We start from the raw sequence: 16,313 nt of genomic DNA on the forward strand, positions 1-16,313 counted from the left end.
AATAAAGATGTAATGGATGCAAATATTAAAAATGCATTAAAAACAATTGTTGATGTATCAGAATTTACAACAATTAATAATTCAACCTCAATTGATGGAAAAAAAATAAAAGCTGCTAATGATGCAGCCGTTGATGTTGCAATAATAATTATTAGAAATTCCATTAAAGGTCTTAATGGTGATAAAGTTGCAAAAGTGGAAGCTGCTAAAACACTTATTAATAATTTAAATAAATTAGAAACTGCATTGAAAACTAATTTTATTAATCAACTAAATGCTTTAAATCTCAATGATACTTCTGAAACATTAGAAGTTTTTGAAACGGGGAAAATTAATCCAATTACAAATAAAGCTAATGAATTACAATCTGAATTTACAAAAGTTAATGCAGCTTTAGTGGCTTTTAGAGATAAATATTATGCATCTCCCGAAGGCGCAGAAGCAACAAATCGTGATAGTGAATGAAATAATGTTATTAATCAATTAAAATCAGTAATTTCAACTTCGCTAGATAAAAATATTTCTTCAACTTATGAAATTCAAACTAATAATAGTGTCATGTTTAAAAATGAAATTTCAATTGATGATGTAAAAAAAGTTATTAAAGAAATTAATAAATCTAAAGATGCTTTAAAAGGTTTGGATGAGTTAAATGCTAAGAAAGCTACTTTAAAAAATGAATTAGAAGTGTCTCCATTTAACAAATTAAATTCAGCAACAATTATTGCTTTTAAAAATAAAATTACAGCAGCTTCTAGTTCAACTCAATTACAAACAATTAAAGCTAAGGTACAAGAATTAGCTAGTGAAATGGATACCTTAAAAGCCAAAATTGTTGAAGGAGACAAGGCCTTTTCTGATGAAAGCTATACACTAGCCTCGAATGATAAAAAAACAAACTTTGAAAATGCTTTGAATGCCTTAAAAGCTAAAATTAATAATGAAGATATTTCTGAAAAAACAGTTTCCGATTTAAATGCATTAGCTTCCAATGTAGATGCAACTTTGAATGATTTAGATGGATCACTAAATAAGATTAAAAATACTCTAAGAACAAAACTTACTACAATACCTTTTAACAAATTAAATTCAGCAACACTTACATCAATTAATGTTGAAATTAATAATGCAAAAAATGCAGAAACTATCAATGCTCTAGACACAAAAGTTACTAATTTAGCATCTGCTTTTAATACAGCTCAGACCACAGCAGAGACATTGAAAACCTATAAAACAAATGCAAATTATAAATTAGCAAATAATGATAAAAAAATAACATTTGATGAAAAATTACAAGCTTTAGAAAATCTTGTTAATAATAGCTCGAGCATTTTAGATACTAATTTAGCAGATTTTAATAATGCCAAAACTACAGCAGAAACAGCCAAAAATCAATTAAACGGAATTCTTAATAAAACTGATGCAACTAATAAAATTAATAGTTTAGATAAACTTAGTGATATTATTAAAAATAAAATTCTTAATGAAAAAATAAATCAATTAGCTGTAGTTGATAATAAAACAAAACTAGATAATGAAGTAGCAAAACTTAGTGAAACTAATAACAAATTTGATGAATTAAAAATAACATTAAAAAAATATACCGATACTATCACAACACCAAAGCACGATTTAGATCCAAATATGGCTGCCATGGATGAAAAAGTTAAAAAAGCATTAAATGATATTTTTGGGGCAGATTCATTTTCAACAATTAATAAAACAACAAATATTAATAGTAAAAAAATAAATGTTACAACTGCAGCTGAAGTGGGAGTGGCAATCAACACTATTAATGATGCATACAATGCACTTAATGGAGAAAATGCATTAAAAAATCAAAAGCAAAATTTAGTTGATACATTAAAAAGAGAAATTAATGCTTCAACTTATTTATCTTCAACTGAAAAATCAAATTTTGTATCAAAACTAAATGCTTTAAATGTTAATGATTTAAGTGAAAATTTGTATGCTTTTAAAGTAAAAGTTGATACCTTTAAAACCGAGGCAAAAATTTTAAATGATTTAAATAAAGCAAAAACAGATTTAAAAGTTAAATTAAAATCTGCTCCTTTTAATAAACTAAATGCAGAAACTATTAAAGCAATTGAAACAAAAATTGACAGCGTTACTAGTCAAAGTAATTTAACTCCAATTGAATCTAAAGCAAATGAATTAGCTAATAAAGTTAATGAATTAATAGCAAAAATAACTGAAATGGAAGGAATGAAAACATCAGAAAATTACACCTTAGCATCAAGCCCTGGAGCTAAAGATAATTTTGATGTTGCATTAAATGCCTTAAAAGCTAAAGTTAATACTGATAATATTTATGATGAAACAAATTCAACATTAAATGAATTAGTTTTAAATGGAAGTTCAGCAATTAGCAATTTGGATGGTACTTTAAATAAACGTAAAGCAGAATCAAGGGACAAACTGGGTAACACTCCTTTAAGTAGTTTGAATGAAGCGACAAAAAAAGTTATCAATGATGCAATTAATGCCGCCACTTCTATAGAAGCATTAGAGGCATTAGATGCCAAAGCCTTAAATATTGCTACAGCATTTGAAGCATTAAAATCTAAGCTTATTGAGCTAGAACCTTATGCTGAAAATTTAAACTATAAATTAGCTGATGATGCTAAAAAAGCTAATTTTAGTTCCAGTCTACAAGCATTAAAAGATGAAATAGCAAAATCAGTAAATATTTTAGATGTCAGTTCTTCAACTTTTACTAATTTAATAGAAGTATTACAAACTGCTAAAGATGAACTAAATGGAAATACAAACTTAACTAATGCCCAAACTGCAATCGGACTTTTAGAGCATTTAAGCGAAAAGCAAAAACAACAAGCTAATAACAAATTAATAGACTCATTAAAAGTTAATTCTAAATCTGATTTAATTAATGAACAAACATTATTTATTGATATTGATAATAAACTAGGTTTAGCAAAAAAAGTCATTAATGATACTAGCAATTTAAATAATGCTGAAAAATCAGGTTATATAACTAAACTAGCTGATATTAACATTGAAGATATTACAGCTTCACAAGCTAATGACAAAATTGATGAAGTGAAATTAGAAGCTAAAAAAACTGCTTGAGTTAATGGAGCAATTAATGATGTTGATGCTCTAATTCATTTATCACCATCTTTAATTCAAAAAATTAAAGATGAATTAAATAGTTTTGATAAAACTAATGCTATTGAATTTGAGATTAATTTTAAAAGTAAAGTTGATAGTATTAAAGATAAAGCTATAAAATTAAACAACCAATTTACAAATGAGATTGAAGCTAAGTTCAATGACTATATAAATACAATTGGGACTGTTAAATATGATGAAGCTAATAACAAAGATTCAAAAAATGATGAGGTATTTGCTGCTTTAAATGAGATTGTAAGTATAACATTAACAAAGCCTTCTGAATTAACAAAAAGTTATAAAATTAATACTTTAAAAATTGGCCCAACATCTACCACATCAAATATTACTATGTTATTGGATCAATTATCCACTAAAGCTAGTGAAGTTGCTGCAAAAATTGAAAATGCTAAAAATACATTAAATGGACAAGATGTTTTAGCTGATAAGGTCGCTAAGAAAAAAACCGAATTAAAAACTAAAATTAACTCTACTCCTGAATTTAATGAATTAGTTACAAATGTATTAGATGATATCAAAAATAAAATTGATAAATCAACTTCTCTAACTACATTAGAAAATATTGAAAAAACAATTAATGATACTGCACTTGCTATTGGTGAAATTAAACAAAGAATTAAAAAATTAAAAGAAAACCAAAATCAAGCAAATTACAAATTATCAGATTCTTCAAAACAAGCTGAATTTGATGCAATTATTGAAAAATTAGAGAACCATTTAAAACAAGATTTATTTGACGAAACTAAAAAAAGTATTGCCCTTGCTGATTTAACTAATTCAACAGAAACAATTGCTGAAAGCATGTTGAATGGTGATGCTAATTTAATAAATGCCTTTAATGCTGTAAAAAGATTAACCAATTTAAGTGAAGATCAAAAAAAAGCTGCTGAAAATAAACTTCGTGATATAACAAAAATTGATTCCAAAGTAAAATTAGATGCTGCTAATGATTTGTTTTCTGCTCTTGAGACAAAAATTGAAACGGCAAAAAATAATATTAATCATTTAAGTAATTTAACTAAAGCAACAAAAGATGATGCAATTGCAGAATTAGGAAAAATTGATATTTCTAATCTTGATGAAGCAACAGCAACAACAAAAATTGATGAAATCATTAATGCTAATACAACATTAAATATTTCATTGGAAGAAAAATTAACAAAATTAAAAGAAGCTTTAAAAAAATATGTCGATGAAATTGGCGATAAAAAACATGATGTTACAGAAAATATTGCAATTATTGATCAAGAAGTATTAACTGCTATTAAATTAGTTTTGGCTGATATCTCTGCAACAACATTAACTAATAGTTTTAATATTAATGACAAAAAGCTATCTACTAATGTTATCAAGGAAGTCGAAGCAGTAACTAAAAAAATTGATGAAGCTTTTTCTAAATTAAATGGTAACCAAAAAATTAATGAAATAATTGATAAATTAGAAACAGCACCTTGAAACACGCTGAATACAGCAACTAAAGCAACTATTAAAGCAGCAGCTAATGCTACGACATCTTATGAAAAACTTCAAGAAATTGTTAATCAAGTAAATGAAACCTTAGTTGATGTAGCAACAATTAAAAATAGAGCTAAAGAATTAGAAGAAATAAAAAAATTAGCTAATTATAAATTAGCTAATGATGATCTAAAAACTACCTTTGATACTGAGGAAGAAAAATTAAGTAATAAATTAACTAATGATGATTTATTTAATAAATCTTCTGAAATAAGTAATATTTTAAAGTCTGTTAATGATGCATCTAGTGCATTAAATGGTGGTAATAATCTTACTGCTGCAGAAACCCATATCAAAGATTTAACTAATTTACTAGTAGCCACTCAAAACGCAATTATTAGTGAATTAAAAGATTTAAATAAAATTAATACTAAAACTAAATTAGAAAATTTAGTTAATAATTTTAGTGAAATTAATAATTTTATTGAAGCTAAAAAAGTTGAAATCAAAGGCTTGACTCACCTTTCACTAGAACTTCAAAATGAACTAATAGCCGATTTATCTAATAATAGTGATTTATTAAATCAATCAAAAGATACAACTAAAGCTGAAATTACTGCAAAAACTATTAATGCAGTTGCAATTAATAACAAATTTAATGATTTACAATCTAATGTTGCTAAATATAAAGCTATATTCACAAAACCGGAATATACCGAAGCAACTGAGGATAATAAAATTGCTCAAAATAATAAGGTTAAAACAGCTTTGGAATCTATTTTAAAAGATAAAACTTATAGAAATATTGAAACAGATTTAGCAAAATTAACAACTGAGACTTATAAATCGGGCACTACCTTAACATCTGTAGAAGCTGCAATTACTAGCATTAAAGACGCTCTTGATTCTTTAAATGGATTAACTAAAGTTAATGAAGAAAAAGATAAACTTAAAGCAAAAATCGAAAATGCATCTGGTATTTACAATAGTTTAAATCAATTAACTAAAGCTGCTATTTTAGATGATCTTAATAAGGATGAAACAGATACTAAAGCAGAAATTACTGCAATTGACACCAAAGCAACCAATGCTTTAAATATACAAACCCAGTTACAAGCTAAAATTAATGAATTAAAAAAATATCAAACGGAAGATAAAAACTACAAGTTAGCTAGTTCAACGGAAAAAACTGCTTTTGTTGAAGCGTTAAAAAAACTTGAAGAACAGTTAGCTAAAAATTTATATGATGATGGGATGCAAATTGAAACAACTGGATTAATTACAGCAGCTGAGATAGCAAAAACTAATCTTGATGGTAACGAAAATCTTGAAAAAGCTAAAGCTGATATTTCTAAATTAACTAATTTATTAGCCCAAACTAAAAAAGATATTGAAAATAGTTTAGAAAATCTTAATAAATTCAGTGATAAGGCAACCTTAGAAGCTGAAGTTGCTAAATGAAATGCAATCAATAACCAATTAGAAGATCTAAAAAATTCATTAAAAGCTGATGCAACAGTACCGCTTGAGCATTTATCGCAAGCAGCTAAGGATGCGCTTTTAGCAAAAGCACAAACAATTGCAGATTTAAACGCCAATCAAGCAGACATTGAAGCTAAAATAGCTCAAATTAAATCTGATGCTGAAAATACCAATGCAGCTTATGAAGATTTAAAAACTGCATATGATGCTTATAAAGTTAAAATACCAACTGCTGATTATGTAGATGCAACTGAAGGTAAAAGATTAGCAGCTGATGAAACAGTGAAAAAATCATTAGAATCTATACTAGATGCTTCAACTATACCTGGTGCAAATAATAAATTACAAGGCAAAATTAAAGCTGATATTGATGCTGCAAAAATTCAATCAGCTAAAGCAGAAATTGAAAAAGCTATGGAATCATTAGATGGTGATGAGAATTTAGCAATTTTAAAAGCAAAGATAAAAAATCATACTCAAACTGGTGGTGATTTTGCATTACTTAGCAATGCTACAAAAGCAGCAATTAATCAAGTCGCCGATAATGCTAAGTTTGTAAATGAAATAAATGAGGTTAAAAATAAAGTTAATGAAGCGTTGAAAACATCAAAAACAATTGAGGAAGAAATTACAAAATTAATAACCGCCAAAAAAACTACTAACTATAATTTATCAGGAAAAGCGGAGCAAAAAGCTTTGGATGATGTATTAAAAGCTTTGCAAGATTTCAAGGAAAATAATTTATTAGATGCTACAACTTCAGCAAAATTAGTTGAAGCTAAAAATAATGCAGAAGCAGCAATTAATGGCTTAAATGGTATTCAAAATTTAAAAGCTGCTCAAGATAAGGTTGATAGTTTCATTCACATTCCTGAAATGGAAAGAAATAATGCACGTGATACATTACCTACCACATCATTAAATGATTTAAACCAAAGGATTGAAGATTTAGAAGAAATCAATAATACTATTAATTCTAATAAAAGTATTATTGATAAACTTATAAATATTGATAAAGATACAAAAAATAAATTTAAAGATGATGTAGCTAAAGTGGATTTAACTAAATCAAAAGATAAAAATATTGAAAATTCAAATAATATTAAAGATATGGCTATAGCATTGAACGCAAAGTTTTATAATTTTAAATTAGATTTAGATGAATATCTATCAGTTCAACAGACTCCAACATATATAGCTGCTACAAATAAAAATGAAGTTAATAAAAAAGTTGTAGGAGCAATTAATAACATTCTTTCAACAAAAATTGAAAGTGCAATGGATGTTAAAACAAGCAGTACTTTTAAATACGGAATCACTAATGATGATATTAATGCAGGATTAAAAATAATTAAAAACGCAATTAAACAATTAGATGGTAATTTTGAAGTTGAAAAAGCAAAAAAAGAACTAGCTAATCAAATAAACAGTGAGGAAAAATATAAATATTTATCACATTTAACAAAACAAAGTCTTCAAGAAATGATTAAAGCAATTGATAGTAATCAAAATACTTGAAATAAAAATTTAAATAAAGTTATCGAAGAAGCTAATTTAGCATTAAAAAAAATGAATGCAATTAATCAAGCTATTTCTAATGCGAAACAAATAGGTGATACTGATAGTGTTATTAATTTAAAAGAATCTAAAGAAGCGGATTTAACTAACTTTAAAAAAGCTTTAGATACAGAAAATTTTTCAAGCAATAAAAATGTAAGTTCAAATAAACTTTGATGATTATTTACTTTATTGGCCCTTATTCCTATTTCTATTTTTGGATTTTTTGCTACTAAATGAAGAAAAAAATATAAATAATTAAATATTACTTTAAAAATAATTAAGTGCACATTACATCTAATAATATTTTCTAACTTACTATTCAATAACAAAACCGTCACACAAAACTTATATTTATAAGTTTTGTGTGTTTTTTTGAATTATAAAATTCCTACTTTAAAATTAAGTTTCCAAAATAATAAGTAAAAAAACTTAAATAAATAAAATATGATTGATTTTATCTCATTAATTTGCTATAAATTAAATAATCATTAAAAAATATCCTTATATTATTGTAACTATTGAAATTAATTCCGTTTTATAATCAACTATTTTAATTAAAATTAAAACAAAAAACAAAAACTTAAATAAAATTTTCTGTCTAATTTTAATTATTCTGCATTTTTGTTACTAATTTCTATATATATATATATATATATATATATATATTAAAATATAAACAACTAATAATTTCATAGATAAACTAGGATAAAAAGTTTTTAATTATTAGTTATTTTTTGTATTTAAAATTTTTAAACTTAAAAATTAATTACAAAAAATAATAGATAAAAAGCCAGTTTTTTAATATTTTTTTGCATTAGCTTCACCCTAAATTATTTATTTCCATAGTTGATAATTTAAAAGATAGGCTTTTGAAAGTTTTGAAAGAAGGTTTTTATGGATGTTATCAATAAAAAAAATTCAAAAACTAGTATAGCAAAAAAATCTGCGCTATTAGTTTTATCTGTAACACCACTTATAATATCTTTTACTGCAATTTCAGCAATTGATAGTATAAAAGAAGGCGAGTCATTACTTAGTTGAATTAATCGTAATTTCACACATTTAACACACGGACAAAAGGAAGCTTTTGCCACAATTCCTAGATTATGAGGAAAAGATAGAACCCAGTCTCTTATAAAGTTGAATAACATTATGAAAGAATATCGTGACACTTATGAAAAATATCAGGATTATATCAACAATAATTCAAGCCCACTTTATAATCATTTTTGACAAGCTGATACTTGATTGCAGCAAGCTTACCAAAGATCTCTTAATGATTTTTACAAAGTTTTAGATAAAGATAAGGCAGAATTTAGGATGACTGATATCGGTGATCTTAATAGAAGGAAATCAAACCTTACTATTGCTTGAAATAATTTAAATGGTTTTTCTAAAAGTTTAGTTAGTTTTGTTGAGGAAATGAGCAATTTAACAAAAGGACAAAAAGATTCTCTTAAAATTTTAATTCTTGATAAATTTAAGGCGGTTAGTGGTTCTAGTGTAGATAATGTAAATATTTCTTTTATTAATGAAATTAATAAATTAAGAGAACAAATTACTGAATTTAATACAATGATGAAAAAAATTAAAGATGAGTTTGTGGAATTTAGTAAAAAAGAAAATAATTCCAAATTTTACAATTCATCTTCAGAAGCGCAAAATGCATATAACACCATATTTGAAAATGCAGAAAAAGCAAATTTTTCAACATTTATTCCTAATAATTTCGAAAAAGAGCTTGCAAATATAAAAAATGTTTTGCAAATTATGGAAAAAGCTGATTCTAAATTAGATGCAGCAAGCCATATTCAACAATTAGTAGCTACTAGACAAGCTGAAATAAGAAAACTTGATCATTTATCAAGTGAAGCAAAAGTAAAATTTAATGAAAAAATAGAAAATTTATTGCTAGCTGATTCAGGCATAACAAGATATGATGGATACAATGAAGCAATGAATCAAGTTGTTGTTGAAGCAACTAGTGTTAATACCTCTTTTTCAGATTTAGAAAAAGCTTTTTTAGAATATAGAAATGCTTTGTCTACAATTAATTACACAGAAGCAAATAATAAAAATATAGAAGATGAAAATGTTTTTAAAGCTCTTGAAAAAGTGCTTTTAGATACTGGACGCACTGGATCAGAAGCTAATACACTTTGAAGACCATCCAATAAACTTTTAACAACAACTTATGATATTAGTAAATTAAAAATTAAACCAAATGTATCTGCAACTGATATTCAAAATTCTATCAAAGCAATTAACGATGCAAAAGCGGCATTAAATGGAATAGAAAATCTTAGAAATCAGAAAGTTGCAAAACGAAATACAGTAAAAGGTGAAATCAATCGTTTAAACCGATTAAATAGTGACCTTAAAAAACAATTTACTGATCAAATAAATGCATTTAATGTTGATGATGCAACTGAAACATTAGCAAGTTTTGAAGCAAAAATAACTCCAATTAAAGAAAATGCTGTCGCAATAAATGAGACATGAACTAATTTACTTGATGCTTTTTTAAAATTTAGAACAAAATATCATAAAAATCCAGATGGCACAAGATCATCTGTAAATCGATGAAATGAATGAGATAAAGTTAGAAGGAATCTAGAAACATTAATTGGAACTCTTTGAAATGGTGGTTTTGCCAATAATTATAAAATTGATGATGCTTGGAGACAATATAAACCGGGAACTACAGTTGAAAAAGTTAATGAAGTAATTAAAAAAATTGATGAATCTACAGCAGCTCTAAATGGAGCATTTGTTGTTGCTAGAGAAAATTTATTAAATAAATTAAATCATTCTCCACTTAACACACTAAACCAAAAAACTAAAGATGCAGTTACTGAAAAAATTAATTCAAGGGATACTAATTCAATAGAAAAATTACAAGCAATAGAAGAAAAAATTACATCATTAGCATCTGTTGCAAAGACTATTAATACAAAAGTTGTTGATATGAATTCTTATAAATCCAATCAAGATTTTACATTTGCAACTCCGAATTTACAAACAGCTTATCAAACAAAATTAGCAGAATTAGCAATAAAAAACACTGAAAACATTTTTAGTGATAGTACTACAGATCTCAATGCATTGATTGCTGCAGTAGATAGTGCTAAAAATGCTTTAGATGGCAATAGTGTTCGTGATAGTTTAGTTAATTCAGTTAAAACTAACATTAGCAATTTAACTCATTTATCAAGTGAATTGATAAATGAATTTAAAACTAAAGTTGATAATATTTTAAAAGATAATCCAACTGTATCAAAAACTAATTTTGAACAAAAATTAAATGATGTTGAAACTCAAGCTACAAGACTAAATGATGAACATGCAAAAATTGCAGCAGCACTTGCAGCCTATCAAACTACAATGACAACAGAAAAATATACTCGTGCCACAAATGGCGCTAGTGAAGATGAAAATGTTTTTAAAGCATTGGAATCAGTTCTTCTAGACACGACTCGTACCGGATCAGAGGGAAGCACACTTTGAAGACCTCGTAATGGACGTTTAACTAGAGAGTATGAGGTTAATAATTTAAAAATTAAACCTGGAATTGATATTGCAACAGTAACAACGGCAATCACAAAAATTAATACAGCTAAAGATGCATTAAATGGAGATGTAGTTGCTGCAAAAGAAGCTTTAAAAGCTAAATTAAATCAAGCACCATTAAATAAATTGAACGATCAAACTAAGTTTGCAATCATTTCAGAAATTGATAATGCTACAACAGATACTACTAAAAAAGTTAAAACAATCGAAGATAAAATAACACCTTTAGTAGCTCCTACTGAATCTATTGCTGCAAAAATTGCTGAAATGGAAGCATATAAATCTAATGTTGATTACACATTGGCAAATGCTGATTTAAAAACAGCTTATGATAGTGCCTTGAATACATTAAAAATTAAAAATACTGCAAACATTTTTAATGACACTGTCCACTCACTAACAGCATTAGTCCAATTGGGGACAACAACAAAAGATAATTTAAATGGTACTGAAAAACTTCAAAGTCAAAAACAAGCAAAAGCTGAGCAAGTTAAATTAACAATTAATAGTTTAAATAAATTAAATAACAATTTAAAAAATGAATTCAAGCAAAAAATTGATGATTTATTAACAGCTACTACATCTTTAGAATCGCTAGATGAATTTAGCAATAAAATTATTTCAATCCAAACTAAAGCAACTACATTAAATAGTTCATTTACTAATATTAATGCTGCTTTAATTAAATTTAGAGATAAATACTATGTAGAACCAAATGGCAATCTCTCAACTAATTGAGGCACTGAAAAAGAAAAAGTTTTATCTGCAATTGATGAAGTAGTAACAATTAGATTATCTAGAGATCTTACCCGCACTTACAATCTCCAAAATAATAGTGTTGTTATGTTCAAGCCTGGAGCAACAACTGAAAAAATTGAACAAATAATTGCTAAAATCAACACTGCTACAGCTGCCTTAAATGGAGAAGTAATAGCTAAACAAAATGCTTTAAAAGCAGAATTAGCTCAAGACCCTTTAAATAAATTAAGTTCTACAGTTATTCAAAAAATTACTCAAGAAATTAATAGAGCAACAACATTAGAAGCATTAAGTTCAATTGAAACGAGAATTAATACAGCTAAGTCAGTTGTGGAAAAAGTTGATCAAGAAATTACTAAATTAAATACATTTAAAAATTCAAATAATTATAAATTATCTGATGATGCTAAAAAAACTGCATTTGATGCAATTTACACAAATATTACAAGCTTTCTAAGTAAAGATTTATTTGCTGATGCAAAAATTTCAGAAGCAAATACTAAGTTAGACGAAGCTAAATCAATTGAATTAAATGGTGATGCTAATTTAAGAAATTCAAAAGCTAAAATTGATAGGTTATCAAATTTAAGCGTTGTTCAAAAAGCACAAGCAAATGCTAAATTAGATGATCGCTCAAAAATTGATACCAAAGCAAAACTTACCATCGCTGATACAACATTAAATGATATTAATACAATTTTAGGTATAGCAAAATCTGAAGCTTCAAATTTAAATCATTTAATGGATGCAACCAAGAATAGAGTAGTCAGTGATTTAGAGGCAATTGATATTACCAACATCACAAAAGAACAAACTCAAACTAAAATTAATGAAATATTAGATAAACAAAAAGCTTTAAATAATAAATTTGATGCTTTAAAAAATGCTTTAAAAAATTACACTAATTTAATTGGTGAAACTAAACATACATTTGCCGATAATAAAGTTGCTGTTGATAATGAAGTGCTTGAGGCTTTAAAATCAGTACTTAGCGGCTTTGCTAATACAACACTAACTAAAATGACATCAATTGATAGTTATAAATTATCAGCAGCTGATACAACTGCTGTTGATACAGTTATAAGTGCAATTAATGCTGCAGTTAATAAATTAAAAGGTGATGAAGAATTAACTAAAGCTGAAAATAAAATTAATGCATTAACTAATTTAAGTTCAAAACAAAAACAGCAAGCAATTGCTAAAATTAAGGATGCTACTAAAGTAAATTCTAAATCAGCACTTGACAGTGCTGTAGCGATATTCACTGCAATTAATAATAAATTAGGCCAAGCAAAAACTGATCTTAATGGATTGAGTCATTTAAATGCTACAGCTCAAACTACAACAACTAATAAATTAAATGATATTGATATTACGGATTTAGATGCTAATAGTGCTCAAAGGGCATTTGATGCAATTGTTAATAAAGAAAAAGCATTAAATGATAAATTTAGTGATTTAAAAGCCGCTTTAAAAACTTATATAGATGGAGTTGAAACTCCAAATCATGTACTAGCGACTAATAAATTTATTGATGATAAAAAAGTAATTGATGCTTTAAAAGCGGTGCTTGAAAACTTTACAAGTGATACTTTAACAAATCCACTTAATATTGATAGGTTTAAATTTTCAGCAATAGAAACTACTCAAGTTGAATCAGCAATTAATAATATTGATGCTGCATTTGCTAATTGAGATGGAAACAACAATAAAACAAATGCTATTAATTCAATTAATAGCTTTGCAAATATTTCAAGCGGTAAAAGAGCTGATATTTTAGCTAAAATTAATAATTTATCTGAAACAAATAGCAAAGCTAAATTAGATGATTTAGTTGCAAAATTTAATGAAATTAACACTGAAATTGGCACTAAAAAAACAACATTGCGTGGATTAACAAATTTTTCAAACACACTAAAAAACAGTTTTGAAACTATATTAGCTGATATTGATATTAATCAAGATAAAAACACTATTAAAACAGGATTGCAAACTACAGTTAATACAGCAACTGCAGTTAATAATAAATTTAGTGAATTAGAATCTGCTTTAAATAGTTATATAGCTACAATTGGCACACCAAAGCATGATTTAGCAACAACTAAAAATATACAAGATAACAAAGTAAAAACCGCTCTTAATGGTGTAATTGCTGCACCTAATTTTGCTAATATCTCAAAAACAACAACATTGACTGGGAAAAAACTTTCTGCTAATACAGTAACTCAAGTTGAATCAGCTATTAATGAAATTAAAGCAGCATTAACCGCTCTTAATGGTAATGATGTTTTAAAAGATAAAAAATCAGCATTAGTAACTGCTGCCAAAACAGAAATTACTAAATTAGACGAATTGTCACAAGCACTAAAAAATAATTATGAAAGACAATTAACTGTTTTAAATACAAATGATGCATCAGAAACTGAAGAGCAATTTAAAATTAAAGTTAATGCAATTCAAAAAGCTGCAAGTGATTTAGCAGCAAGAAAAAAACAATCAAAAGAAAAATTAAAAGCAATTCCATTAAATGAATTAAATACTAAAACAATTACAGAAATTGAGAAACAAATCAATGATGCTACAAATACTTCAGCATTAGATACTCTAGATACAAAAGCTTTAAATGTAGCAAATAAATTTAAAGCTCTAAAAGATAAAGTATCTAAGTTGGAAGATTACAAAGCAAATGATGATTATATATTTGCCAAACAAACTAAAAAAGATACTTTTGATGCAAGCTTAACTGCATTAAAAGCTGAACAAGATAAAAATGAAAGTATTTTAGATACCAATCCTTCTAACTTTGATGGTTTAATTAATGCAGCAGAAACTGCAAAAAATAATTTAGATGGAACTGAAAATCTCGCTGAAGCAATAAGAAAAGTTAATGCATTAACTAATTTAAGCACAGCTCAAAAAACTCAAGCAAACAATAAATTAAAAGATCAAACAAAAGTAAATAGTCAAACAACCTTAAATAATGCTGTTTCAACATTAACAAACATCGACACCAAATTAGCAGCAGCTAAAACTGTTGTTAATAATTTAGATCATTTAAAAGATGATGTTAAAACTGCGCTTATTACACAATTAAAAAAAATTGATATTACTGATTTAACAACTGAAAAAGTACAAGAAAAAATTGATAGTATTATTAGTGAACCAAAAGCATTAAATGATAAATTTAATGATTTAAAATCAGTAGTGAAAAATTATACTAATCAAATGGGTGAGGCAACCCATTTACTAGCAACAACAAATCCAATAGCTACCGATAATGAAGTACTTAATGCAGTCAAGTCTGTTTTAGATGGAATTACAGCTTCGACATTATCAAAAAATTTTAGTATTGATGACAAAAAATTTTCAGCAACTTCAGCAAGCGTAGTTCAAACTACGATCGACAATATTAAAGCAGCTTTTGCCAAACTAGATGGCAATAGTAATTTAATTGTAGCTGAAAATACTTTGAAAACATTAACTAATTTATCTACAACTCAAAATAATCAAGCTATTGCTAAAATCAAAGATTTAACCAAAATTAATTCAAAAGCTAAACTTGATAATGCTGTTACTGAATTAACCAAGGTTAACACAGAATTGGGAAATGCTAAAACCGAACTTATTAGTTTTAATAATTTAGTAGAATCAACAAAAACCAATGCAATTACCCAATTAGGTGCAATTGATATCGCTGATAAAACGGCTGCAGAAGTAAAAATAGCAATTAATCTAATTGTTGATATACCAAAATACTTAAATGACAAATTTAATGATTTAAAAAATAAGTTAAAAACATATACTGATGAAATTGGTCAAGCAAACCATTCCCTTGCCAATAATCTCACAGCTGTAGATCAAGAAGTGATTGCAGCACTACAAAGTGTTTTAAAAAATTTCACTACAACAACACTAAGCAATACAACAAATATTGATACTTTAAAAATTTCTGTAACAGATAAAGCTAAATTGGATTCAGCTTTAAGTGCAATTGAGACTGCAATAACTAAACTAAATGGTGATAATAATAAAACAACTGCACTTACAGAAATTGATAAATTAACAAATATTACCGAAGTTAAAAGAAATTTAATTAAAGCAAAAATCAATGATTTATCAACTATTAATACTAAAGCTAAATTAGATAATTTAGTTACTAAATTTAAAACAATAAATGATGATATTGCAACACAACAAGCAAGTGTTGATAAATTTAACCATCTTTCCGAATCAGTTAAAAATCACTTTAAAAATCAATTATGTTAGTTTTCAAACAAAACTTCCACTTTTTTTATAAAAAATATTATAATAGA

General features: G+C 26.4%; 2 protein-coding genes. Both read left to right on the plus strand.

Annotated features, from left to right (window positions below):
• Positions 1-12: 12 nt before the first annotated feature.
• Positions 13-7,926 (plus strand): hypothetical protein, encoded by a 7,914-nt coding sequence (locus ACW95P_RS03170; protein WP_457961785.1) that lies wholly within the window; start codon positions 13-15, stop codon positions 7,924-7,926.
• A gap of 639 nt (positions 7,927-8,565) precedes the next feature.
• Positions 8,566-16,266, plus strand: coding sequence for a hypothetical protein (locus ACW95P_RS03175; protein ID WP_457961786.1), 7,701 nt, complete (start codon positions 8,566-8,568; stop codon positions 16,264-16,266).
• Positions 16,267-16,313: the final 47 nt, after the last annotated feature.

It is taken from the genome of Mycoplasma pogonae (assembly GCF_054170725.1).